We start from the raw sequence: 25,715 nt of genomic DNA, 5'->3' as shown, positions 1-25,715 counted from the left end.
GTGCTAATTCGGTATAACACACTGTGTACTGGATATTTTTGTGCCCTCAAAACGTTTGGATTGCTGTGGTGTCATGTCCTTTGGTTCACTTGTTCCCAGCGAAGAGCGGCTAATTGGCTTATTCTTATGAAAGGAAAATTCTGGTCGTTAAGGCTGAAATCCAGGCTGGCGTACTGCTCAGAGTTACTGTGATACTCACGATTGAAGTCATACTGCCTATAAACAGCGATTTCTGGGAATTTTAGGGCATCTCGAGGAGATCAAATTGAACTAGCAGTCTCCCTAGCAGCTTCTCGCAGCCGCTCCACATCGCGCATCGGTGGCGCACCAAAAAGCCGCTTGTACTCCCGGTTGAAATGCGAGGCATCATCATAACCCACGCGGTAGGCAGCACTGGTAGCATCAAGCTTTTCCCCCAGCATCAGACGGCGAGCCTCCTGGAGTCGCAGTTGCTTTTGGTACTGCAAGGGACTCATGGCAGTGACAGACTTGAAGTGATGGTGGAAGCCCGAAACACTCATTCCCAGCTCTCGGGCGATGCTTTCAATCTTGATCGGTTCGTTAAAGTCTTTACGAAGTCGCTCGACGGCTCTGGCGATGTGGTAAGTGTAGCCACCCAGAACTGCAATATGACGGAGCCGATTACCTTGCTCTCCCATCAGGAGTCGGTAAATGATTTCCCGCTTAATCAGTGGTGCGAGAACATGAGCTTCAGCAGGGGAATCTAAAAGCCTGACGAGCCGCACTACAGCATCCAACAGATTTGCATTCAATGGACTTACGTCAATCGCTTTCACATCAGCACGCCTGCGCGAGGGATACCCTGCCTCGACCATCACTGAGCCAACGAGAGTAGGGTCAAGATCGAGGCGAAGACTAAGGTACGGTTGCGCCTTGGACGCTTCCAAAATTTGACTGACAATTGGCAGTTCGACCGTAGCAAGCAGATAATGCATCGGGTCGTACTGATAGCGCTCGCTACCCAAAAGAACTTCTTTGCTGCCCTGAGCGATCGCACAAAACGCAGGGATAGAGACACTATGAACGCATTCCGAAGGCGAGGAGGAGCGGTTGAAGTGCAAACCTTTAAGCGGCTCAATCGTTCCATCATGAGGAATCGCCTGTGCAATCAGCTCTTTGAGTTCGTCTCTGTTGGCTTGCGCTCTGTCTACCTGGCGCTTTGCCTGCGGGTCGTTCATTAAATCGATATTGGACTTCTCACTCGTTTTAGCAGCGTTCATTTCTAAGTTTGCAGAATTGTACAACGATCTTAGACGATCGTCCTATTACTTGTTCTTCAGGATTCTTAGAATGAAGCTAAAGCAATGAAAAATGATTTCGCCTTATTTAAGCATTCTGGATTTTTATTTAAGAGAAAACTCAGTTTTGATTCGGCAAGAGACTTGCCTGCTAGCCACCAAAATTGCATCAAGTAAAGGAATTAAGAAAATGGACATTAAAAGAAGTGGCTCACAGCCTTCTGCCAAAGGACCGGCTGATTATTTTACGGGCACTGTCCGCATTGATCCCCTATTCGAGGCGCACGATCCAGCACGCACGTCTGGAGCCAGTGTCACGTTTGAGCCTGGCGCTCGGACAGCATGGCACACGCACCCATTAGGACAAACCTTGATTGTGACGGCTGGCTGTGGTTTAGTACAGCGCTGGGGCGGCTCGATCGAGCAAATTCGACCGGGGGACACAATCTGGATCTCGCTAGGTGAGAAGCATTGGCACGGTGCTACAGCAACCACGGCGATGACGCACATTGCTATTCAGGAATGGCTCGACGGTAAGCCTGTGGACTGGATGGAGCATGTCAGCGACAAGCAGTATGGAGGAATATCTTAGTGCTGTTGAAATGGTTTCCCGTCAAGGGGAAAAACTGCCAGCAGAGAATACTGATTTTGGTTCTCGCCCTAGTGATGTCCCTGAGTAACTCAGCCTGCCGTGCCGACAACAGTATGACTAGCAGTGCCTCGTTGAAGATGCCGACTGAAATATCAATCAAGCAGGCAGACAGTATGAAGATAAACATCAAGGTCAAAGACAAAGTTGTTACAGCCGCTTTAATCGACAGCAAAACCACTCAGGATTTTGTTTCCCTGCTGCCATTAACGCTGACGATGAACGATTTGTTTGGAAGAGAAAAGTTTGCCCACCTGCCGAGAGCAATTTCGGAGGAGGGAGAGCGAACCAAAACCTATGAAGTTGGAGAGGTCATTTACTGGTCTCCCGGCCCTGATGTGGCTATTTATTATCGCCACGGTGGAGAGGAAATCCCCGATCCCGGCATCATTGTCATAGGCAAGATCGATTCCGACCTAGAAGCTTTCAATCTGCCAGGCTCTTTAAAAGTGACGATTGAACTCGATCAAACATCTATCGCGCCGAAATGATGGGACGTTTTACTGGCGGAAGCGATCGCAGATGCATGGGCATCTTCAACAACCAACCAGGAGGTCAACATGAAAGCTAGACGATTTCCAATCCTTGGTGCATCGGTGCTGACGTTATGTCTGTTGTGCGCGTGCGGGCGTGCCCCTGCCGAACAGACCCAAGGACGCATGGTACGACTATCGGAAATTGAGATCGATCCAGCTCTGTTAGAAAATTATAAAGCTGAACTTAGGGAGGAAATCGAGGCTTCCATTCGCCTGGAGCCGGGGGTGTTGACCTTATACGCCGTCTCTCTAAAGGATAGCCCCACCAGCATAAGAATTCTTGAGACGTATGCTGATGTGGATGCGTACAAAGCACACATCGAATCGCCTCATTTCAAAAAATACAAGACCAATACCCAGCAAATGGTTAAGTCCCTCAAACTTGTCGAGACCGATCCAGTTTTGCTTGGCGCGAAGTGATTCGAGCTTGTCCTTGGCTCCACTACCCGGCAATAGATCGTGAAAATCCCAATCAAGACTTCCCTAATGAGCAATGTAAGGAGTAAAAAATGACAAAGAACGAGAATGGAAATTACACAGGAAAGGTTGCATTTGTAACCGGAGCAGCAAACGGCATCGGTCGAGCTACGGCGCTGGCGTTTGCCCGTGAGGGCGCTAATGTCGTGGTTGCCGATGTTTCAGAACAGGGCAATCAAGAAACGGTGCGCCTGATCGAAGACCTCGGCGGACGAGTGCTTGCCGTCAAGTGCGATGTGACGCGAACCGAGGACGTGACGGCGGCTCTTTCCAAGACCATCGAAACTTTCGGACGGCTGGACTTTGCTTTTAACAATGCTGGTGTTGAACAGAAGAAAGCTGCAACTGCGGAACTGGAGGAGGCAGAATGGGATCGCATCGTCAACACCGACCTGCGGAGTGTCTTTCTATGCCTGAAGCACGAAATCCCGCTAATGCTCAAGCAAGGTGGCGGCGCGATCGTGAACACATCATCGGGTGCTGGGGTCATCGGCATCAAGGGCGGAGCCGCATACACCGCCGCAAAACACGGCGTGATCGGCCTCACCAAAGCGGCGGCCCTCGACTACGCCTCGCAGAACATCCGCATCAACGCCGTGTGTCCTGGCTATATCGACACGTCGATGATGGATCGCTTCACCGGCGGCACTCCCGAAGGCCGCCAAAAGGTAGTCTCAGAGGAGCCGATTGGAAGGATGGGGCAGCCCGAAGAAATCGCCAATGCCGTCGTCTGGCTGTGTTCGGATGCGTCCTCCTTTGTCGTCGGGCACGCCCTGATCATCGACGGTGGCCAAACGGTGCAGTGATAAATGGCACTAAGCATGACACCGTTGCAGTGAACGCGACAAATGGTGGAGATCGCGCCAGACGGCGCTGACGATCCTTGTCAGCTTATGCGCTCGTTCCATCCTCTCAAAGGCGTGAAACCTAAAAGAACCGTTTGCCACGACTCTGTAGCAGTGGCAATAAGGAGGCAGTTTTGATGAAAAAGCTCATCGTGTTCTTAGCACTGGTGTCTGTAATGATATTTAGCCTTTCATGTATGTCGGATGCACAAACAATGAACAACGATCAAACTTTAGATGCACGACAACAAAGCATCGTCACCATCGCCGCCTTTACCGCCAACGGCGATCTAGAAGATTTGTCTGCGGCTCTAAATGAAGGGCTTGATGCTGGCTTGACGGTAAATGAGATCAAGGAGGTTTTGGTTCAACTGTATGCTTATGCAGGATTTCCGCGCAGTCTAAACGCCCTCAACGTCTTTATGAGCGTTATGAAAGCAAGGGAGGCCAAGGGAATTAAGGACGTAGCGGGTAAGGAAGCAAGCCCACTTTCTACCGATAAAAGTCGTCTCGAACTTGGAACAGAAATTCAGACGCGCCTTTCAGGAAGTCCGGTTGCTGGGGAAATCTATACTTTTGCTCCCGCCATCGATCAGTTTTTGAAAAGTCACCTGTTCGCAGACATCTTCGGGCGCGACAACCTGGACTTTCAAAGTAGGGAGATTGCGACCATTGCAGCTCTTTCGAGTATGAAAGGTGTCAACCCCCAACTGCAAGCACATTTTAGAATCGGCATGAATACTGGACTGACCAAGGCACAGATGAACAGTCTCGTATCCGTTCTCAAGTCCAAAGTCGGCAAGCCTGAAGCCGATAATGCTGCTGAAGTATTGAATAAGGTTTTAAGCAATAAATAGCTTTAGTGGTGCGCCACACAAACTTTGGTGAAACCTCGGCTAATTAACAAGTCCGTTAGGTAAAACTCAGTAGTGACTCAACAAAAAGAGGAATAAGATGATTAAAGACAAAGTTGTAATTATTACCGGCGCATCATCAGGGATTGGTGAAGCAAGTGCGAAATTGCTTGCAAGCAAAGGCGCTAAAGTCGTATTGGGTGCGCGACGCGATCGCCAATTGAGACAACTGGTTGATGAAATTCAAAGAGATGGCGGACAAGCAGTCTATCAAGTGATGGATGTGGTTAACCCATCTGATAGCGCTGAAATCGTCAACCTTGCCAAGGAAAGATTTGGAGGCATCGATGTTATTTTCTTGAACGCTGGCATAATGCCCAATTCTCCACTCTCTGCATTGAAAACGGATGAATGGAATCAAACAGTTGATATCAATATCAAGGGTGTACTCAATGGTATCGCTGCTGTGTTACCAACGTTTATTAGCCAAAAGTCTGGGCATGTTATCACAACTTCATCGGTTGCTGGGTTAAAAGCTTATCCAGGTGGTGCAGTGTATGGTGGGACGAAATGGTTCGTGCGCGATTTCATGGAAGTTCTACGCATGGAGTCTGCTCAAGAGGGGACTAAGATTCGTACTGCGACAATTTATCCTGCGGCAATTAACACTGAGTTGTTAAATCAGATTACCAACCAAGATATGGCTGAAAAAATGACAGAGTTGTATGAGCAATATGGCATCTCACCCGATCGAGTAGCCAATGTTGTGGCGTTTGCGATTGACCAGCCAGAAGACACAAACGTGAACGAATTTACGATTGGCCCAACCACGCAGCCTTGGTAAGGATAGTGCTGGTGGTAGTGTTACGTTCGAGCTTGGTGCGCTACAACAAAGCATTGTCGCCATCGCCACCTTCACCGTCAACGGCGATGACTCATATCGCCACTCAGGAGGTACTCGACGGCAAGCCCGTGGACTGGATGGAAAAGGTCAGCGACGAACAATAGCAGGACAGATTCAAGAGCGAGTAGAAGGAAACCAGCTTATCTTCCAGATTGGAGCATCAATTTATGTACAACACAAAAGCCTATTCCGCAGCCAGTGCAACATCACCGATGTCCTCCACCCAGATCGCACGGCGCGATCCAACCGAACACGATGTTCAGATCGAAATTCTCTTCTGCGGCATCTGCCACTCCGACCTCCATTCAGTGCGTAACGAGTGGAGCAGCATAATTTCCACCGTTTATCCGATTGTCCCCGGTCATGAGATCGTGGGCCGTGTCACTGAGGTTGGCTCGGCAGTGACCAAGTACAAGCCCGGCGACCTCGCGGCGGTTGGTTGCTTGGTCGATTCGGATGGTACCTGTCTTAATTGCAAAGCTGGCCTTGAGAATTTCTGCCCGAATCAAATCCTCACCTTCAACTCTCCAGACAAGCACCTTGGTGGCGTTACTTATGGGGGCTACTCCGATAGCATTGTCGTTGATGAACGCTTCGTGCTGCGTGTTCCCTCCAACCTCGATCTCGCCGGGGCTGCACCACTTCTTTGTGCTGGAATCACAACCTATTCACCGATGCGTCACTGGGGTGTCACTGAAGGCAAGAAAGTTGGCCTAGTCGGTCTTGGCGGACTGGGGCACATGGGCGTGAAGTTTGCTCATGCGTTTGGTGCCCACGTTGTCGTCTTCACCACCTCACCCGATAAAAAGGAAGACGCGCTCCGCCTGGGTGCCGACGAAGTGGTCGTCTCCCGCAATGCCGACGAGATGCAGAAACACGCTGGCAGCTTCGATTTCATCCTCGACACCGTTTCTGCCAAGCACGACATCAACGCCTATCTCAACCTACTCCGCCTCGACGGCAATATCACCCTTGTCGGCGCACCGGAGAAGCCCCTGGATGTCGCGGCATTCAGCCTGATCATGGCCCGTCGCAGTCTCTCCGGCTCAAACATCGGCGGCATCCCCGAAACCCAAGAGATGCTCGACTTTTGCGGCAAGCATAACATCACCGCCGATGTCGAAGTCATTCCTATCCAGAAGGTCAACGAAGCCTACGATCGCCTGCTCAAGTCTGATGTGAAATACCGCTTTGTGATTGATATGGCATCCCTGAAATCTGAATAACCGAGCGGAATCTCGAAGGAGTGCCAATGCAAAAGCGCAAACTTGGAAACAGTAATCTGGAAGTCTCGGCGATCGGGCTGGGCGTTGAACTATGCCTACAGCCATACCCTCGACAAGCAAGAAAGTATCTCCCTGCTCCAAGCCGTGGTGCCCATTCCCGGCACAACTAAATTGAGCCGCCTGGAAGAAAACATTGTGGCAGCGGACATCGAGCTGACGCAGGACGAATTGAAGAGCATCGACGAGGCATTGGCGCAAATTACAGTGGAAGGCGATCGCTATCCAGAAGCGTTGGAAAAGCGAACGGGATTATAGACGGAATTGCCAACCATAGAACTGTGACTCAAAAAAGGAGATGTGGATGACAAATACACCGCAGAAGGACAAAACTCAATCCTCTGTGAGGATAAGTGAAGCGGCACATAAAAACCATGAGGAACTCTTTCCAAACCACAAATCGACCCTGAAAGTAACCGATCCTGAACTGATCGAAGTCTTTGACAACTTCGCCTTCGACGAAGTAATTGCTGAGAGCAAGCTGGATACAAAGACAAGGATCATGCTGATTCTAGCGTCTATCATCGGCAACCAGGCAGTAAGCGAATACAGAGTTATGGTGGGCGCTGCGCTCAATGTCGGAGTAACGCCGGTTGAAATCAAGGAGATCCTGTATCAGTCGGTACCTTACGTAGGTATGGCGAAAGCATTTGACTTCGTTCATGCCACTAATGAAGTAATGTCCAGCAGGGGCATTCAATTACCGTTGGAAGGGCAATCGACCACCAGCCCGGAAACACGCTACGACAAAGGGCTGGCAATACAGAAAGCTGTGTTCGGCGAGACGATCGATCAAATGTATGAGCGATCGCCCAAAGACCAGCTACACATTCAAAGGTTTCTGTCTGCCAATTGCTTTGGCGATTATTATACCCGCAATGGCGTAGACATAAGTGTCAGGGAACTCATCACACTGTCCATCCTCATTGCTCTGGGCGGGGTTGAATCACAGATAAAGTGGCACATTCAAGGCAACCTGAATGTCGGAAACGGCAAAGACATACTGCTGGATCTGATTACACAATTGTTGCCCTGGGTGGGATATCCCCGAACCCTGAATGTATTGAAATGCCTGAATGAAGTGGCGACGGAGTAATGGCGATGATAACGAGCAATGAACAATGAACAATACAGGGCTTGATTAAGTTCGAGTAAAAGGAAAATAATTATGAGCAAAGTCTGGTTTATCACAGGCGCTGGCAGTGGGATCGGAACCGGAACCGCCAAGGCAGCATTGCAGTCCGGTGACCGTGTAGTCGCGACTGGCCGAAACCTCGATAAAGTGCGTAATGCCTTGCGCGATGTTGCAAGCGAGAATCTTGCATTTGTCCAGTTGGACGTTTCCGACGAGGTACAGGCGAAAACAGCCATCGAGGAGGCGGTGAATCGGTTCGGTCGCATCGACGTTTTAGTTAACAATGCGGGCTACAGCCTGCTTGGTAATTTTGAAGAGATGACCACGACCGACATCGAACGCCAGTTCGCGACAAACTTCTATGGTGTGGTGTACGTCATGCGTGCCGTGCTGCCGATTATGCGTCAGCAGCGATCGGGCCACATCATCAACATTAGCTCCGTTGCTGGCGTTGTCGGGTTTAAGCACTGTGCTGCCTACGCTGCATCGAAGTTCGCGGTCGAAGGCATCTCACTGTCGGTCGCGGTCGAGGTCGAGGGGTTCGGCATCAAGATGACGCTCGTCGAACCTGGCTTCTTTCGCACGGACCTTCTGGACGACCAGAATGTCAGATGGCCCAGCAACGCCATCGAAGACTATGCCGCCGAGGGCAACGTCCAGGACACTTGGTCGGTCTACAACGGCACGCAGCAGGGTGACCCGGCAAAGTTGGGCGATGCTCTGGTCAAAATCGCCGGGATGGAGAATCCGCCGAAGCTGTTCGTTGCCGGAAGTGATGCCCTTGCGACGATCGCGCCGGCTGTCGAGGAACGGTTGCAGGCGACGCACGCCCATGAAGAGCTATCGAAATCAACGGACGGTTCGTTCTAGCGATCGCGCAAGAAGCACGATCGTCAAATCCACGGACATGATGCATATCGCTATTCAGAACTCAAGACAAGCCCGTGGACTAAATGAAACAGGTCAGCGACGAACAATAGCAGACTCGATCGTAGATTAAGACAGTTCGACCTTTAAATCAAAGACAGGAGTTCAAAAAATGCAGAAACGCACACTTGGAAACAGTAATCTGGAAGTCTCGGCGATCGGGCTGGGCTGTATGGGAATGAGCTTTTCCTATGGCCCGCCCAAAGATACGGAGGAAATGACCGCTCTTCTTCGGGCCGCTATCGATCGCGGCATTACATTCTTTGACACCGCCGAGGTCTACGGCCCGTTCCTAAACGAAGAACTGGTGGGTGAAGCCCTCGCTCCCTTCCGCGACCAAGTGGTCATCGCCACCAAATTCGGATTCGACATCAGTCCAAATTCCGATCCCCGTGGCATGAAGGGTTCGCCCGGACTGAATAGCCGACCGGAGCATATTAAGGAAGCCGTGGAGGGTTCGCTCAAGCGACTCAAGGTAGAGGCGATCGACCTCCTCTATCAGCACCGGGTTGACCCGAACGTGCCGATCGAAGACGTGGCAGGAGCGGTGAAGGAACTGATTCAGTCAGGTAAGGTTAAGCACTTTGGACTCTCGGAAGCAGGAGTGCAAACGATTCGTCGCGCCCACGCCGTTCAGCCGATCGCTGCTCTCCAGAGCGAGTACTCACTGTGGTGGAGAAAGCCTGAAGCGGAAGTGATACCGACCCTAGAGGAACTCGGAATCGGTTTTGTCCCCTACAGTCCATTGGGCAAGGGCTTTCTCACGGGCAAGATGGACGAAAGCACGACCTTCGACAGTTCCGATTTCCGCAGCACTCTGCCTCGCTTCACTAAGGAGGCTCTCAAGGCGAATCAGGCCCTGATCGATCTGCTCGGCAGCATCGCAGAACAGAAGCAGGCGACACCTGCTCAAATCGCGATCGCTTGGCTACTGGCTCAAAAGTCGTGGATTGTTCCAATCCCAGGCACCACGAAGCTGCATCGCTTGGACGAAAACATCGGGGCAGTCTCAGTGGAACTCACGCCCGACGATCTGCGTAACATCGATGACGCTGCCTCCAAGATCGCGGTGCAAGGCGCTCGGTACCCTGAAAAGTTGGAGCAAATGACCGGTCGTTGAGCAGCAAAAAATAATACAAATGGTCAAGAGAATCATCTAGCTGCCGTTGTGAACAAGCGAGAGCATAATACGCTACATCTATGTCTGAGTAGGAATCTTGCGGTTTCTATCTCAGGCATGGTATCAGAGTCGCAGGACAAAGGCTACTTTAAATATGCGTATTTTTTTAGAAACATTAATATAATGCTCTTACTATGAGCATCTATCAATCTCTCAAAAAATCTTATACGCAACCTCGTCGGCGTGAAAATGACTGGCGGTTGTTTTTGCGTCTAGTGCCTTACGCCCGTCGTAACGGACAACTATTGGCGCTGTCGATGTGCCTACTCATACCCATCGCCCTAGCTAATGCCGTCCAACCTCTGTTGATTGGCCAAGTTATCTCCCTAATTCGCAATGAACCAAGCGCTTACGAATTTCTCAGGAATCGCCCCTTGTCCGAAGGATTAAATATCCTGGAGGGATTGTTGTTTGTGGCGATCGCAATCCGATTGATTTTTACAGGCTACCAGGGTTATTTAGTACAGAAGCTAGGGCAACAAATCACCGCCGCAATTCGCCAAGATTTATTTCAGCACGTAACATCCCTAGCAGTACGCTTTTTTGACCGCACACCCGTAGGTAAATTAATCACCAGAATCACCAGCGATGTGGAAGTCTTAGGCGATGTCTTTTCTACTGGGGCAATTGGCATCGTGTCCAATTTGTTTTCCATGCTGGTGATTTTAGGTTTAATGTTTTCCATTGAATGGCAACTGACTTGTTTGCTGCTATTGATGCTATTACCAGTTACCTGGTTAATTGTTTACATTCAGCAACAGTACCGCAAAGCCAATTACAAAGGGCGGGAAGAACTTTCTATATTGAACTCACAGCTACAAGAAAATGTCCTTGGGATTAACGTAGTGCAGTTATTCCGTAGGGAAAAATTTAATGCCGAACTGTTTCGTGCCACCAACAGCCGCTACACACAGCAAATGGATCAAACCATTTTTTATGATTCATTTATTTCAGCAACCTTAGAATGGATTGGGCTGATTGCGATCGCAGCTGTTTTGTGTATGGGTGGTTGGTTACTGTTAGGAAAAAGTATAGCTTTTGGGACTTTATCGGCATTTGTCTTGTATGCCCAGCGATTATTTGACCCTTTAAGGGATTTTGCCGAAAAATTTACAGTAATTCAAGCTGGTTTTACTGCCATTGAACGCGTAGGCGATATATTAGATGAACCGATAGAAATCCGCGATCGCGCCAATGTGCGCTTCTCAATATTTGATGCTAAATTCGGCTACATAGACGAAATCGTTGCAAATCTAGAATCCCCAGATACTACTTCCCCGCCTGAACTGGGAGAGATTTGCTTTGATCGTGTCTGGTTTGCTTATAAAAATGATGATTACGTAATTAAAGACTTAGATTTCACCATTCGTCCTGGTGAAAAAGTGGCATTAGTCGGTCCCACAGGTGCCGGCAAAACTTCGATCATCCGGCTTTTATGCCGCCTCTATGAACCCACCAAAGGACGCATTCTCATCGATGGCGTAGATATTCGAGAAGTCCCACAGGCAGAACTGCGGCGCTACATGGCAGTAATTTTACAAGAAGGTTTTTTATTTGCTGGCGATGTTAAAAGCAACATTTCTTTAGGAGATGGTTATACCATTGAACAGATTCAACAAGCAGCAGAGCAAACCAACATTGCCCAATTTATAGAAGAACTACCCCAGGGTTATGATACTCAACTTCGAGAACGGGGCACAAATATTTCTAGTGGTCAAAAGCAACTTTTAGCCTTTGCACGGGCTGCTATTCGCGATCCTCAAATTTTGGTGTTAGATGAAGCTACTGCTAGTTTAGATGTTGGCACAGAAGCTTTAGTGCAAGAGGCATTAAACCAGCTAATGCTCAGACGTACCGCTATTATTATTGCTCACCGCCTGTCTACGATTCGCAATGTAGACCGGATTTTTGTTCTCAAGCGTGGCGAATTAATCGAACAGGGAAGTCACGACCAACTACTGGAACAGGGAGGGCTTTATGCAACTTTGCATAACTTGCAGATGTTGGGAAGTTAGGATATTTTCAGAATAATCTGAAGGGGGATATAGCGATCGCTATCTTTGTAACTACATCTATACCAGCAAATCAAATATCAATTTGTCTTATTTAGAGTAGAAAACACCTTTAAAAGACTAGCTGTGTTGCTCCTTCTATGGAATTTAATAATAAATAAAATTGTATTAAAAGTTGGTAATTTAGTTATTCTCAACAAAAAACCCTACTGTTGATTATTAGTAGGGTAATAAGGGTGTCGTTTTCTCAAGCTTGCTAATTAAGTAAACAATTTCAATTTAAAAACTTGCTAGATATTACATAGAATGTATAGCGAGATAGACCATCCAATCTATCTCATATACTTTCAAGCGACCATTTGATGTTTACTTTTTTAGGTATACCTAGAACTACAAGATCAAAGTGCAGCATTCCGAATTATGCCCCAATATAATTCAATACACAAAACACTTGTAGAGACGGCGATTTATCGCGTCTCAAAACCCACGATTTTGTACAAGTAGCGCTTTGAACCGTAATTCCTTTCCTTGAGAAACTTATGGGGTAAATCTAAAATCTCCAATCGATTGACCTACAACTTTCGGGGCATCAACCCACAAACTCATCTGTTCACAACGCACAGTTAACCAAGGCTGACCTAAACCTATTCCAGAAAAAGGGCTTTCGGCGGGGATTTCTAACTGAGAACCAATCAAACCCAATACGGACTGAAATTCAGCAGGGAATATTAGCAAATCAGCACCCTTGGCGCTGAAACTAGAGGCGCTTAACCCCTGTCTCCATGCCAAGGTTTGCCGATTATATTTAAGACTGCACAACTTCCGGTTTCCCTGATGCACAGTGATATGCTCTCCTTCTTTCCAGGTAAACTCAGCTAGTTCCTTTGGTAGTCCCCAAATTTCTCGACCACCAGCAACCGAATCAGCATTATCTACATAAATGTGAGAAATCCAACCGCCGATTTTTTCTGGTAATTAACCAAAGCTGGGGCAATAATTAACTCACTGTACTCTAGTACCGAGCCTGACCCGTACTTAGATAAGTACACACTAGTGATGGTTTTACCAGGCCATACAGAAATAATTTTTAAATCTAAAGGAATCAAAGGGCGTACCAGGTCAATATTTACTAAATGCAGAGTTTGGATAGCGTAGCCTTGAAGTGTCCAAGGTGCTTGTGGATATGGCATAAGGGAGTTAATAGTGAGGAGTTACAAATAAATTAAAATAGCAATATTATTTATTTTTACTCATAACTTCTAAAAAAAATTCCCACCCAGGTTAATACCTTGGTGGGTAATATGAGGCGGGACAAAATAATTATCCCGAAAGAAGTAGAGGAATTATTTACTCTCTGTAAAATCAGCGTCAATCACATCATCGCCGCTACCAGAGCTAGAGGTAGAACCACCATCTTGAGGTTCAGCACCTGGTGCAGCACCCGCACCAGCTTGTTGATAGATGTTACTACCAACAGCGAATAGAGCTTGTTGCAATTCTGGGGTGAGCTTCTTGATTTGCTCATCGTCTTCTTTCGCAACTGCTTCCCGCAGTTCTTTCACCAAACCTTCAACTTTAGTCTTGTCAGCATCGGGAACTTTATCGCCCAATTCTTGTAACTGCTTTTCAGCTTGGTATGCCAAGGAGTCGGCTTGGTTCTTGCGTTCAATCTTCTCACGTCGGTCTTTGTCAGATGAAGCGTTTTGTTCAGCTTCTCTTACCATCCGGTCAACGTCAGTTTTATCCAGGGTGGAAGCACCAGTTATGCTGATGGACTGTTCTTTGCCAGTACCTTTGTCCTTAGCGGTGACGTTAAGGATACCGTTAGCGTCAATATCGAACACCACTTCAATTTGAGGAACGCCACGTGGTGCAGGAGGAATACCATCAAGGCGGAAGGTTCCCAAACTCTTGTTATCGTTAGAAAATTCGCGTTCACCTTGAAGGACGTGAATTTCTACGTTGGTTTGTCCATCCACTGCGGTGGAGAAGACTTCCGATTTCTTGGTGGGGATTGTGGTGTTGCGGGGGATAATTTTGGTCATCACGCCACCCAATGTTTCAACACCCAAAGAAAGTGGTGATACATCTAACAATAAGATGCCAGTGACTTCATTATTCAGTACACCTGCTTGAATTGCTGCACCAATTGCTACGACTTCATCAGGGTTAACGCTTTGGTTGGGGTCTTTACCCAATACCTGCTTCACAATCTGTTGAACTGCGGGAATACGGGTAGAACCACCAACCAACACCACTTCATCAATATCGCCTTTGCTTAACTTGGCATCGCGGAGAGCGTTTTCCACAGGAACACGGCAACGGTCGATTAAGTCAGAACAAAGTTCTTCAAAGGTGGCACGAGTCAGGGTTGTATCCAGGTGCTTAGGCCCATCCTGGGTAGCGGTGATAAATGGTAGGTTAATTTCTGCTTGGGTAACGCTAGAAAGCTCAATTTTGGCTTTTTCTGCGGCTTCTGTCAGACGTTGTAAAGCTTGTTTGTCTTTGCGTAGTTCAATGCCTTCGGCTTTCTTGAACTTTTCAGCTAAGAAGTCAACTATTTTTTTATCGAAGTCATCACCACCAAGGTGTGTATCTCCAGATGTGGCTAGTACTTCAAAAACTCCATCTCCTACTTCCAGCACGGATACGTCGAAGGTACCACCACCAAGGTCAAATACAAGAATGGTTTCGTTACTCTTCTTGTCAAACCCATAAGCTAGAGAAGCAGCAGTCGGCTCGTTGATAATTCGCAGAACTTCAATACCTGCAATTTTACCAGCGTCCTTTGTCGCTTGCCGTTGGGAGTCGTTAAAGTATGCGGGAACGGTGATTACAGCTTGGCTAACAGTTTCACCAAGATATTTGCTGGCATCTTCAACTAGTTTGCGAAGAACTTTTGCAGAAATTTCTTCAGGAGCAAACGGTTTACCAGCTATCGGACAATCTAATTTGACATTGCCGTTGCTGCTGAGAACTTTGTAAGAAACTTCAGTTGCTTCGTTACTCACTTCATCGTAGCGGCGACCGATAAAGCGTTTGACTGAGTAAAACGTATTTTCGGGGTTCATCACCGCTTGGCGTTTGGCGATTTGGCCAACCAAGTTGTCGCCATTTTTCGCAAATGCCACTACTGATGGCGTTGTCCGAAAACCTTCAGCATTAGCAATTACAGTAGGTTTACCACCTTCCATCACTGCCACGCAGGAGTTCGTTGTTCCTAAGTCAATTCCAACTACTTTTGCCATTTTAGGTGCTGGCTCCGTATAACTACAAATGAATGAATGAGAATATAAAGGACTAAATTTTGAACCAACAGGGTCAATAAATCAGCCAATTCAGCATGAATACCTTTGATTTGGCTTTGCTGGGGTTAAAACTCCAGACTATGCTGATATATATACTGAAGCTTAGTGGTAGCCAGTCCATGAAGGGTGGTTTCCCGAACCTTGCTTAGGACGGTTAAACTAACTAAATAGTTTTTTTAGTTGGTTCATGGATTGATTTGCCTTCACTCTGTCTAATGTATGAGAATTAATACTTTCAGTAATTAGGGTGAACCGTAACGTCCGAGTGGTGTTTGCCGTCTTTAGAGGTAATAAACTACAGAAGCACTGAGGATAGAACAAGATTAATTGGCGTGAATGCTTCCGTAATTACGTATAAAGTCATTGGGAATTGGGAACTTGTACTGAGCGTAAAGCCTACGGCATAGCTTCGCTTAACGCGCAGCGTCTCCGTTAGGAGAAGCCGAAGTATGGGGAATGGGGAATAGGGAATGGGAAATAGAATATTACTCAGCACAGGCTAAACGCTTCGCTATCTATGTACAGCAGTCAGCACTTACTCAAGTCTAGAGAAAAGAGCTTCCCAATCAATTACAGGTGGTCTTTGTCCCTGGTTGACTATTTCAAAAATTTTCTTGGAACTACTTGGCTGAAAAAGGCATTCCACGCAAGCGTTTGCTACATCAATCCGACTGGTATCACCCGAAAGTGTATCCCCAGTACCTATAACCACACCGTATTTACCATCTGTTTTGGCCTTTAGCAGTGTGTTGAGGTCGTATGAGGTATAAGGACCGTCAATCAAGCGTCCTGGGCGGATGATGGTGTAGGGCAATCCTGAATTAATAATGGACTCCTCACCTTTTTGTTTGGCATCCAACACGCCAAAAGCATTAAGAATACTAAAAGGAAACTGATCTTTACGGAGAATTCCACAAGAAGAGACGAAAACGAATCGCTTCAAATTCTGGGGTGCTGCTGTAACTAGGTTGCTGACACCTTGGGCATCAACCTTGGCTGGACTATTCTTTGCTTTTGCTTCGCTAGATTTGGGGTTAAGGAAAGTTATTCCCCATTCAAGCAAGTTCTGGGGTTGGTCAAACTCCCATCGCGCAGAAGGAAAGGCAGTGGTTCCAGTACAACTGATGATGTGGGTGACATCTTGTGTTGCAGCTGGGAGTGTAGCTGGCTGGCGGATGTCACCAACGGCAATTTCCACTCTTTGGTTAAACATTTCTTCGGCTTTTGGGGCATTGCGTGTCAGAACGCGAACTTTTAAACCCTTTTCTAGGAGTTTGCCTACTACTAGTTGCCCTACTCCACCAGTAGCACCAGCAACTAGTACCAAATCTTCAGCTGAAGTTTCAAAAGAAGTCATAAATTGCCTTTGAGATAGTCTCTTTTTAATCTACTCAAAAAATGTGTTAGCTTACCCTGCGGGGAAGAAAGCTACGCGTAGCGTCTGTCTACGACACGCTGCGCGAACGCAGAGAAGGTATCGCCAAAATAGACTCAGATTAAAAATTTGGCTAATAGCTGTTGATTCTGTAGCTTTCAGGCTGACAATTGGGAATTTTAAAACCAGGGCAAATTCCCCAAAACTGAATCAGAACAGTAGCAAGCACTTGAGGTTTCAAGCAAGGAATGAAAATTAGTCAAAAATTAATTTCGGGTATTCTGGGAATGGCTACCATCTCAGTAATTGTTGGTGCGATTAGTGCCCATCAACAATTGAAGATAGCTAAGTATCTTGCTCAACAAGAGGCTGAAGAGGTTGCTGGATTACTGGGATATTTCGTAAGTCATGAGCTTGAATACCACGAACTGCGATCGCGTAAGGAAATGCTAGCCCAGTTACAAGAGCATGTTCAATCGCTACACAAGCAACGTCAGCGCGATCTAGAAATTGTAGACCGTAATAAAATCATTCTGGCAGATGTGGTTACAGAAGATATCGGTACGCGATTAGATCGCGATCGCAATAATGAAGTTGGTAAAACTATTCAAGATGGTATACCAAGAACTTATGTTGAGTCCAGTCCTGAATACCCAAATGGGATTCAATTGATTGCTGTTGCTTTTAAAACTAACAAGGGTGAAACAATTGGGGCAGTAATTTTGGAATATACCCCACTTTACAAAGCAGCACTAGCAACAGCCGAAAAGAATATTATTGTTACGTTGTTCATCAGTCTGGGATGTAGTGTATTTGCATTAGCAGCAGGTTATCTGCTCTCTAAAAGCATCTCAAAACCGATTAAACAACTCCAGCTAGCTGTGGTAAATCTGGCTGAAGGTAAACTAGATACTAGAGTTAGTATTCGCTCCCAAGATGAGATTGGCGAGTTAGCCACCTCGTTCAATAAAATGGCGGACGATCTGCAATATTCTAGAAATGAATTGGTCAACGCCAATGAACAATTACGAGACGAAATTACCGAACGCCAAGAAGCAGAAGCGGAACTTCAGCAAGCTTTAAAAGAACTGCAAAAAACCCAAATTCAATTAATTCAATCTGAAAAGATGTCAAGCCTGGGTCAACTAGTGGCGGGAGTTGCCCATGAAATCAACAATCCAGTTAATTTTATCTACGGCAACCTCGAATACACTGATGATTACACTCAACAGATGTTGCTGTTAATTAAGCTTTATCAAAAACACTACCCCTATCCAGAGCCAGAAATTCAAAATGCTAACCAACTGAACGATATTGAGTACCTAATAGAAGATTTACCTAAGATGTTAACCTCAATGAAAATGGGGGCTAAACGCATCCGAGAAATTGTTCTCAGTCTACGAATTTTCTCTCGCTTGGATAAAGCTGAATTTAAAACGGCTGATTTGCATGAAGGAATAGACAGTACCCTGTTAATTTTGCAACATCGGCTGAAGGCACAAAATAATCGCCCTCAAATTCAAGTGGTCAAAGAATATGGCGAAATGCCTAAAATTCAGTGTTTTGCGGGGCAAATGAATCAGGTATTTATGAACCTCTTGACAAATGCAATCGATGCTTTAGAAGAGGCTTTCCAAAAAGAACTTTGTCCAAATCCCTTGATTCGTATTTCTTCGGAACAGGTAAATGAAAATGCTGTGATTCGGATTACTGATAATGGATCGGGAATTCCAAAAGAAATTCAGTCGCGTTTATTTGACCCTTTTTTCACTACGAAAGCAGTTGGTAAGGGGACTGGTATGGGATTATCGATCAGCTACCAGATAATTACTGAAAAGCATGGTGGATCTTTGGAATGTATTTCATCACCGGGACAGGGTGCAGAGTTTGTGATTGCAATCCCGATTCGAGCAGGGAAATTAGCACAATCATCAATCGCATAATAGGGTAAGTATGAGTATTTTTCAGCCCATAACTGCGTAGGCATAGCCCGTCGTAGATATCGCTACATAGGGGAAATTGCGCCCGAATTGTTCGGTTCTACCACTTTCAACAGTACATAAATGGTTATAACCTCGTAGGTAGTAGCGAAATGTCTACCTTAGACACTGTTAGTCGCTCTTGAATTAAGGGGTGAAAGCCTGTGTACGAATGGATATTGCCAAGTCTGAGCGAAATCTTGGCCCAAAATCAATCAAGTGTGGCTGAATGTTCACCTGGTAAAGCAGAGCGGCAGTGGCGTGTCAGCCTTGCAGCAACTGAACATTTGCTATTAAATACTTTAGCAGCTAATTCAGTTGACACAACCCAAGGATTAGTTTTAGCTGCACCTGCACCCTTATTCAGTCAGCCAAAACTGACTCAAAACTTACAAACAGTAACTTTCACAGCAAAACCATTTAATCCCTTGGCACTGATGCCATTTCAGATGCCAGATGTCATCGCACCCATAGATGAAGAAATTGCTCCTCATGAATCGGTACTTCCCTTATTACCTGCCGATCCTCTGGGGACAGAGCAGTTTTGCTTAGTTTTTACAGATAAATTTAGATTAGTACTGGTTTTAGCAACCCACAAAAACGGTAAAAAAACCTTTTCATTTTCTTTTGAGCCGGAAGTAGTAGAGCAAGCTTGGCGATCGCTAGGTGCGAGAGTAATGCTGGCTAATCCAGAATTTTTTGCCCGCCTGGATGTATTAGTACAACAATATTCTCCGGTAGCGCCAGATTGCCGCATCATGATTAAGTTTAGCCAGTTGTTGCTTCAAGAATTAACAGAAGCAGAAGAGACTAGGGAGTGGGCAATAGCGACTGGGGAAGAAGCAGGGGAGCAGGGAAGAAGAGTTTTCTCCCATACCCAATCCTCACTTGCCCTGAGCGGAGCCGAAGGGATACCCAATCCCCAATCCCAAAATCCTGATGTCGAACTGCTCCAAGCCTTCGCTCACGAAGTCCGCACACCTTTAACAACTATTCGCACCATGACTCGTCTGCTGCTGAAGCGGCGAGATTTAGATGCTAGTGTGATCAATCGCTTAAAAATTATCGATCATGAGTGTACTGAGCAAATTGATCGCATGGAGTTGCTGTTTAAGGCAGCTGAATTAGAAACTACTGCCTCTACAAAATCGGCAAAAACTCAACTCACACCGATGTCTTTAGATCAAGTGTTGCAGCAGAGCATTCCCCGGTGGGAACAAGCAGCGCATCGCCGGAACTTAACTTTAAATGTTGTTTTACCCCAGCAACTACCAACTGTGGTAAGTAATCCCATGATGCTCGATCAGGTACTCACAGGTTTGATAGAGAATTTCACTCGCAGCTTACCGTCTGGTAGCCATATTCAAGTGCAAGTTATTCCGGCTGGAGATCAACTGAAGTTACAATTATCGCCGCAATTTGGGTGCAAAGATTCCAGTAAAGCCGCAACACCTGCAACGCCACCAATTCGCAAAGCCCTTGGTCAATTGCTGATGTTCCAACCAGAAACGGGTACGATTAGTTTAAATATTGCTGCAACCAAGCATTTATTTCAAGCGATCGGCGGTAAATTGATTGTGCGTCAGCGTCCACACTATGGGGAAGTTTTGACGATTTTCCTTCCCTTAGAAGTTAGCAGTAAACATAAATCTGGAGCTAAAACTTGGGAATGAATATTCATCAATTATTTTTTTAAATTATAAATATTCACTCTAAATTAACGTAATTTAAAGAAACCCCTATCTGCCTTAAACTTCAGTTTAAGGCACAGTTTTTTATTCGATTAATTACCCCTTTCAATGCGGATAAAATCTTTGGGTAATAATTCATCTTCTCTCTGTGTTCTCTGCGCGGCAGTCGCTCATGGGGGAAACCCCCTTCTCTACGAGACGCTCCGCGTTCGCGTAGCGTTCCGTTGGCGCAGCCTCTCGTAGAGAAGGAAAGGCGTTAGCCTCTCCCTTTGGGAGAAGACCGCGCTGCCTTGCCTCTGTGGTTCGATAAATCACTTTTAAGGTGCATAGAGGAAAGCAGATATTTTACGAGTTACCTTCAAAAGGCTTGTCTGAGAATTTATTGCGGACACAATATCACTCATTTAACTTACATGAAATTAAACAGGAATTAAATTCCTCTGACTTGCCATTTGTAAAAATAGATGCCAAAAATGGATATAAATTCTGGCTAACAGCTAAGTACACATTTGTGCAAAACCAACAGGAAAATTATGGCACATTTTGAAATAATTGAAAAAGAAAGCTTACGTTTAGTCAAGGTCACTTTGCAAAACGAAACAGTACGGACTGAATCTGGTGCTATGTACTATATTCGTGGCAACGTTCAGATGCAATCTAAAGCCCCTTCAGCAGGTGGGTTTTTAAAATCATTAGCCACGGGAGAAAACATTTTCCGTCCTACATATACAGGTACGGGTGAATTATATTTAGAGCCGTCTTTAGCGGGATATCACATTCTAGAATTAGACGGTAGTGAATGGATTTTAGATACTGGCGCTTATTGGGCTAGCGATGGCAGTATAGAAGTAGGAATTGAACGAAACAAATTTGTATCAGGCTTAATTGGTGGCGAGGGTTTGTTTCAAACAAAAGTCAAAGGTAGGGGTAAAGTGGTAATGGCAGCACAAGGCCCTGTAGAAGTAATAAATTTACAAAATGACCGATTAGTTGTCGATGGAAATTTTGCGATCGCTCGCACAAATACTTTAAATTATCGCGTTGAAAAAGCTACCAAATCTCTTTTGGGTTCGATGACTTCTGGGGAATTTCTCGTCAATACTTTTGAGGGAACTGGGACTGTATTACTGGCTCCCATACCTTACTGGAAAGTCATGATGATCCGGCAAATTACCGCCGCGTTACCAAAAACTTCTAGCTAATAATCATTAATTATCAGTCATATCACAATACGGTTCAGTTAAAGCTAAAACTCTTTGTCAAAGTCAATTTTTTTTACGTAGACGCGGAGCGGCTTGCCGCAGGCTACCACAGAGACGCAGAGGGCACTGAGAGAATAAAGAAATGCTTAACTGAACTGTATTGAGTTATATCATGTCCGCTTAAAGATTTATGTCCAGATCCCCGACTTATTTGAAAAGTCGGGGATCTAATTTTTCACGAATGATTTAGTATTGCTATATAACTCCAAAGCTAATAGCATAGCAACGAACTGGGGATTGTCAGATGTGGGTTAAGCCAATGCGGACTTTAAATCACTTTCTGCTTGTCCCAACGCATCTGGTAATTTACTCGCATCGCGTCCGCCAGCTTGGGCTAAGTTCGGTCTTCCACCACCACCACCACCGCAGATTTTAGCGATCGCACCAACAAATTTACCAGCCTGTAAACCTTTTTTGTTAACTTCTGGACTAAAAGCTGCAACTATGCTAACTTTATCGGCTTCGGGAACAGAACCTAGCACCACTGCACCGTTACCGATTTTTTGTAACAGGCGTTCGGCTGCGGTTTTCAATGATTCTGGATCGACATTTTCTAATTGGGCAACGATAATTTTATGATCGCCTACAGTTTCGGCTGTTTGTAGCAAGCTGTCAGATTTAGCGATCGCTAATTGTACCTTCAAGGTTTCCAATTCCTTCTGACTATTTCTGAGTTCGCTTTGCAGACTTGTAATTCTGTCTGGTAATTCTTCGGGTTTCACTTTAAAGCGATCGCTCAAATCTTTAACTACTTTATCCCGCAGGTTGAGATAATCTAGGATTGCTGGCCCCGAAACAGCTTCAATGCGCCGCACCCCAGAAGCCACGCCAGCTTCCGAGATAATCTTAAACACGCCAATTTCGGCAGTATTGCTGACATGAGTGCCACCGCAGAGTTCCATTGATACGTTAGGGAAGTCAATCACGCGAACTTCATCGCCGTATTTCTCGCCGAACATGGCAACAGCGCCCTTAGCTTTCGCCTCGGCTAAAGGTAAGACTTCCACCTTTGCAGCGTGGGCTTCCGCAATCCAACTGTTCACCTGTTCTTCAACTTGTTGCACTTCTTCTGCTGTCAAAGCGCGGGGACAGTTGAAGTCAAAGCGCAATCTATCAAAGGAAACTAGGGAACCAGCTTGAGATATGCCATCATCAACAATTTTTTTCAACGCCGCTTGCAACAGGTGCGTTGCGGTATGGTTAGCTTGGGCGCGACGGCGACAAGCCGGATCGATTTGGGCGGTGACGCGATCGCCTACGCGCAGTGTACCGCGTTCGATGCGTCCGAAGTGAACAAAGAAATCAGATTCTTTTTTAACGTCTTCCACTCGAACAACAATACCATCACCAGAGATATAACCGCGATCGCCGATTTGTCCGCCAGATTCAGCATAAAATGGCGTTTTATCAAGGACTATTTGTACCTGTGTCCCCGCTTCTGCTTCTTCTTGAGAAACACCTTCTAGCAAAATCGCTTCGATTATTGCCGTCGCCGCCGATTGGGTGTAGCCTAAAAACTCGGTGACTTGGATGTGTTCTGCTAGCTTGTCGAGGGAACCTTGGACAGTTAAATCGATGGTTTCATGTGCATCTCTACCACGTCCTTTTTGAATTTCCATTTGTGCCTCAAATCCCTCAGCATCAACTGTGAGATTATTTTCTTCGGCAACTTCTTGAGTAAGTTCGAGGGGAAATCCGTAGGTGTCATAAAGGGTAAATGCACTTTCACCGCTAATTTGAGTGCTTCCTTGCTGTTTCACCTCTTGGATAATTTCTTCTAAGAGTTTTTCGCCTCTATCGAGAGTTCTGAGGAAATTGGATTCTTCTCGTTGCAACTCAGCTTTTATTGCTGCTTCCCGTTGGCGCACATTGGGGTAAGCTGATTCGGAAAGAGCGATCGCAGATTCGGCAACTTGGGTAGTAAATTCGCCAGAAATCCCAATTAATCGCCCATGACGCACCACACGCCGAATCAATCGCCGCAGCACATAACCCCTTCCCACGTTAGAAGCACGGATTTCATCAGCGATCATGTGGACAACAGAACGAACGTGATCGCCAATGACTTTTAGGGAGACTTTGGTTTTTTCATCACTGCTATGGTAGTCAATACCAGCAATTTGAGCGGCTGTTTGAATAATTGGGAAAATCAGGTCAGTTTCGTAGTTATTGGGCACTTTTTGGAGGATTTGCGCCATTCTCTCCAAACCCATACCCGTGTCGATGTTCTTGTTTTGCAGTGGCGTTAAATTGCCTAAAACATCTCGGTTATATTGCATGAACACGAGGTTGTAAAACTCGATGAACCGGGAATCGTCTTCTAAATCGATATTTTCGTCACCGCGTTCTGGGTGGAAGTCGTAATATATTTCTGAACAAGGGCCACAAGGGCCAGTCGGGCCAGATACCCAAAAGTTATCATCTTCGCCCAAGCGTTTAATTCTGGCTACCGGCACACCGATTTGATCGCGCCAGATAGCAAAGGCTTCATCATCATCTTCAAAAACGCTGACAACCAGATTTTGGGGAGAAAAGCCAAAGACTTGTGTGGAGATTTCCCAGCCCCAAGCGATCGCTTGTTCTTTAAAATAATCACCAAAGCTGAAATTACCCAGCATCTCAAAAAAGGTGTGATGCCGTTTAGTGCGTCCGACATTTTCGATGTCGTTGGTACGGATACACTTTTGTGAAGTCGTAGCCCGCTTAAATTCTGGTGTCCTCTGCCCCAAGAATATCGGCTTAAATGGTAGCATCCCCGCGATCGTCAGCAGTACGGTTGGATCTTCTGGCACGAGAGACGCACTTGGGAGGATTTGGTGACTCCGTTGGGCAAAGAAGTTGAGGAATGTGTTGCGAATTTCGTTACCGCTTAGGTACTGGGGATTTGAAGACATAGGTGTTTTTAACTTGAGACTTTAGACTCTTCTAGACTTGGGCGTAGCGGCACTGGGTAAGTGTATTTTCATAAATAGCTTTATATATTCTTGCATTTTGTTTCATATTACCGCCAGCAAATTGTACAAGTCTGTGAGCTATACGCAGTGATGAGGATGCTTTTAGACTATTATCTGGCTCTGGCAGGATGTGCTGCATCTGCGCCCGTCCTAGATATCTTAATTTTAGTCTTTAAGATTAATCCTTAAGAAATAGTTTAAAATTCCCATACCAGGGTAGCAAATGGCACTAAAACTGAAAGTATCAAATATTGCTTACTTTTCTAAGAGCGGAATTTCACTGATTTACCCACATTAGGGGCAGGTTTTGACATCAAACTTTTTATTTAGCTTCTTTTTTCGAAATTTATGATGTTGCAATCAATTAAACAAAAGATGTGAGTTAAATCAAGAAAGACAGATAAAGTGCGTAGGCAGAGATATTTTGTTTATCCTGCTAACACATTGTGAACCCAAGTTTCACGTCTCACTTAATTTGGGGATTTTTCGCCCGACAAATTCGCTCTGTAATTATAGAGTTTGTTAGTGCCAGAAAGCTCCTGTCCATAGCAGGAGGGAGCTTTGCTGTCTATGTAGTTTGCATTGCTTTTGCAATTCCACTCCTACCTTAATACTTGATTAAAGCCTAGGTTATCAACCAAAAGGCTGAAGTCCCCTATGAAAAATAACATTTTTAATTCAACGATTAAAATTTAGATTTTGATCGTTGAATTAAAAACTTTATAATTTCTTTATTTTTCTTTGTAAAAAGAAATTCATTTATCTAATGTGGAGGTTATTCCAAACTCTTGATTTTCGTAATTTAGTCAGTTAAAAAACACTTAAGAAAGCACATGAATAGTTTTTATATGTCTCAATATTATTCAGTATTTTTACTGTTTGAAAAACATAGTGTAAAGAAGACATTAGTTGTCAGAAGTGAATATTTCAGAAATGCTAGGAGTAAATATAAACCCTTGAAAGGAGATAAAAATTGAGAAAATATTCTAGATTCGGCGTAAATAAAAGTATATAACCAGAAATCTAACTCAGCCTAAAAGATAATATTTAGTATTAGGCAAGAATAGTAGTAAGTTACTCAACTT

General features: G+C 45.6%; 23 protein-coding genes and 1 pseudogene. 18 read left to right on the top strand and 6 right to left on the bottom strand.

Translation table 11 applies throughout. The features are described from left to right. Window positions 1-260 precede the first annotated feature (260 nt). A complete protein-coding gene (locus NPUN_RS02960) occupies window positions 261-1,241 on the bottom strand; it encodes an AraC family transcriptional regulator (RefSeq protein WP_012407368.1) in 981 nt (326 codons plus the stop codon). A 91-nt stretch (window positions 1,242-1,332) separates the two neighbouring features. Here NPUN_RS02960 and NPUN_RS02955 point away from each other — a divergent pair, with 91 nt between their 5' ends. The 14 genes from NPUN_RS02955 (at window position 1,333) to NPUN_RS02900 (ending at window position 12,064) form a co-directional block, all read left to right on the top strand. Continuing rightward, window positions 1,333-1,851, top strand: a complete 519-nt coding sequence (locus NPUN_RS02955) for a (R)-mandelonitrile lyase (RefSeq protein ID WP_234711039.1) — start codon at window positions 1,333-1,335, stop codon at window positions 1,849-1,851. Continuing rightward, window positions 1,851-2,399: a cyclophilin-like fold protein gene (locus tag NPUN_RS02950; protein ID WP_012407366.1), complete on the top strand. Its 549-nt coding sequence runs from the start codon at window positions 1,851-1,853 to the stop codon at window positions 2,397-2,399. The genes NPUN_RS02955 and NPUN_RS02950 overlap by 1 nt, the downstream gene beginning before the upstream one ends. 69 nt (window positions 2,400-2,468) lie before the next feature. Then, window positions 2,469-2,864 carry a putative quinol monooxygenase gene (locus NPUN_RS02945; RefSeq protein WP_012407365.1) on the top strand — a complete coding sequence of 132 codons (396 nt, stop codon included), beginning with the start codon at window positions 2,469-2,471 and terminating at the stop codon, window positions 2,862-2,864. A gap of 89 nt (window positions 2,865-2,953) precedes the next feature. Further along, window positions 2,954-3,727: an SDR family oxidoreductase gene (locus NPUN_RS02940; protein WP_012407364.1), complete on the top strand. Its 774-nt coding sequence runs from the start codon at window positions 2,954-2,956 to the stop codon at window positions 3,725-3,727. Window positions 3,728-3,903: 176 nt separating this feature from the next. Beyond that, window positions 3,904-4,623 carry a carboxymuconolactone decarboxylase family protein gene (locus NPUN_RS02935; protein WP_012407363.1) on the top strand — a complete coding sequence of 240 codons (720 nt, stop codon included), beginning with the start codon at window positions 3,904-3,906 and terminating at the stop codon, window positions 4,621-4,623. 97 nt (window positions 4,624-4,720) lie between these two features. Continuing rightward, complete coding sequence (locus NPUN_RS02930; RefSeq protein ID WP_012407362.1) at window positions 4,721-5,464, top strand: SDR family oxidoreductase; 744 nt, start codon at window positions 4,721-4,723, stop codon at window positions 5,462-5,464. After that, window positions 5,439-5,840 carry a hypothetical protein gene (locus NPUN_RS42955; protein WP_234711038.1) on the top strand — a complete coding sequence of 134 codons (402 nt, stop codon included), beginning with the start codon at window positions 5,439-5,441 and terminating at the stop codon, window positions 5,838-5,840. Before NPUN_RS02930 ends, NPUN_RS42955 begins: the two co-directional genes overlap by 26 nt. After that, window positions 5,737-6,750 carry an NAD(P)-dependent alcohol dehydrogenase gene (locus NPUN_RS02925; RefSeq protein WP_234711037.1) on the top strand — a complete coding sequence of 338 codons (1,014 nt, stop codon included), beginning with the start codon at window positions 5,737-5,739 and terminating at the stop codon, window positions 6,748-6,750. The genes NPUN_RS42955 and NPUN_RS02925 overlap by 104 nt, the downstream gene beginning before the upstream one ends. 42 nt (window positions 6,751-6,792) lie before the next feature. Then, entirely contained in the window at window positions 6,793-7,065 is a 273-nt protein-coding gene (locus NPUN_RS02920) for an aldo/keto reductase (RefSeq protein ID WP_012407360.1), read from the top strand. Between the two features lie 46 nt (window positions 7,066-7,111). Further along, window positions 7,112-7,903, top strand: a complete 792-nt coding sequence (locus NPUN_RS02915; RefSeq protein WP_012407359.1) for a carboxymuconolactone decarboxylase family protein — start codon at window positions 7,112-7,114, stop codon at window positions 7,901-7,903. A 72-nt stretch (window positions 7,904-7,975) separates the two neighbouring features. Beyond that, complete coding sequence (locus NPUN_RS02910) at window positions 7,976-8,812, top strand: SDR family oxidoreductase (protein WP_012407358.1); 837 nt, start codon at window positions 7,976-7,978, stop codon at window positions 8,810-8,812. Further along, window positions 8,775-8,942, top strand: a complete 168-nt coding sequence (locus NPUN_RS41510) for a hypothetical protein (protein WP_167315562.1) — start codon at window positions 8,775-8,777, stop codon at window positions 8,940-8,942. Before NPUN_RS02910 ends, NPUN_RS41510 begins: the two co-directional genes overlap by 38 nt. Window positions 8,943-8,981: 39 nt before the next feature. Beyond that, window positions 8,982-9,989 carry an aldo/keto reductase gene (locus NPUN_RS02905; RefSeq protein WP_012407357.1) on the top strand — a complete coding sequence of 336 codons (1,008 nt, stop codon included), beginning with the start codon at window positions 8,982-8,984 and terminating at the stop codon, window positions 9,987-9,989. A 194-nt stretch (window positions 9,990-10,183) separates the two neighbouring features. Then, entirely contained in the window at window positions 10,184-12,064 is a 1,881-nt protein-coding gene (locus NPUN_RS02900) for an ABC transporter ATP-binding protein (protein ID WP_012407356.1), read from the top strand. A gap of 534 nt (window positions 12,065-12,598) precedes the next feature. Here the strand turns inward: NPUN_RS02900 and NPUN_RS02895 are convergent. From NPUN_RS02895 to NPUN_RS02885, 3 genes and pseudogenes are all read right to left on the bottom strand, one after another. After that, window positions 12,599-13,251, bottom strand: a pseudogene (locus NPUN_RS02895) (acetoacetate decarboxylase family protein). A gap of 153 nt (window positions 13,252-13,404) precedes the next feature. Beyond that, complete coding sequence (dnaK, locus tag NPUN_RS02890; protein WP_012407355.1) at window positions 13,405-15,309, bottom strand: molecular chaperone DnaK; 1,905 nt, start codon at window positions 15,307-15,309, stop codon at window positions 13,405-13,407. Window positions 15,310-15,904: 595 nt separating this feature from the next. Further along, window positions 15,905-16,726, bottom strand: a complete 822-nt coding sequence (locus NPUN_RS02885; protein WP_012407354.1) for an SDR family oxidoreductase — start codon at window positions 16,724-16,726, stop codon at window positions 15,905-15,907. 266 nt (window positions 16,727-16,992) lie between these two features. Here NPUN_RS02885 and NPUN_RS02880 point away from each other — a divergent pair, with 266 nt between their 5' ends. The 4 genes from NPUN_RS02880 to NPUN_RS02865 all read left to right on the top strand — a co-directional run bounded on the left by NPUN_RS02880 (window position 16,993) and on the right by NPUN_RS02865 (window position 21,616). Further along, window positions 16,993-18,687, top strand: coding sequence for an ATP-binding protein (locus NPUN_RS02880; RefSeq protein ID WP_012407353.1), 1,695 nt, complete (start codon window positions 16,993-16,995; stop codon window positions 18,685-18,687). Between the two features lie 200 nt (window positions 18,688-18,887). Beyond that, on the top strand, window positions 18,888-20,396 hold the full coding sequence (locus tag NPUN_RS02875) for a sensor histidine kinase (RefSeq protein ID WP_012407352.1): 1,509 nt from the start codon (window positions 18,888-18,890) through the stop codon (window positions 20,394-20,396). A gap of 385 nt (window positions 20,397-20,781) precedes the next feature. Continuing rightward, the gene (locus NPUN_RS41505; protein ID WP_041565153.1) at window positions 20,782-20,961 is read left to right on the top strand and encodes a hypothetical protein; all 180 of its coding nucleotides are present in this window, start codon (window positions 20,782-20,784) and stop codon (window positions 20,959-20,961) included. Next, window positions 20,948-21,616: an AIM24 family protein gene (locus NPUN_RS02865; protein ID WP_012407351.1), complete on the top strand. Its 669-nt coding sequence runs from the start codon at window positions 20,948-20,950 to the stop codon at window positions 21,614-21,616. Before NPUN_RS41505 ends, NPUN_RS02865 begins: the two co-directional genes overlap by 14 nt. A 311-nt stretch (window positions 21,617-21,927) precedes the next feature. Here the strand turns inward: NPUN_RS02865 and alaS are convergent, their stop codons facing one another. Both alaS and NPUN_RS41500 read right to left on the bottom strand, forming a co-directional pair. Next, the gene (alaS, locus tag NPUN_RS02860) at window positions 21,928-24,570 is read right to left on the bottom strand and encodes an alanine--tRNA ligase (protein ID WP_012407350.1); all 2,643 of its coding nucleotides are present in this window, start codon (window positions 24,568-24,570) and stop codon (window positions 21,928-21,930) included. Between the two features lie 31 nt (window positions 24,571-24,601). Further along, entirely contained in the window at window positions 24,602-24,769 is a 168-nt protein-coding gene (locus NPUN_RS41500) for a hypothetical protein (protein ID WP_167315560.1), read from the bottom strand. Window positions 24,770-25,715: the final 946 nt, after the last annotated feature.

Origin of the sequence: Nostoc punctiforme PCC 73102, assembly GCF_000020025.1 — a bacterium.
Lineage (GTDB): Bacteria > Cyanobacteriota > Cyanobacteriia > Cyanobacteriales > Nostocaceae > Nostoc > Nostoc punctiforme.
Note: the sequence above shows the minus strand (reverse complement) of the source record. Positions and strands in the feature narration are given on the sequence as shown.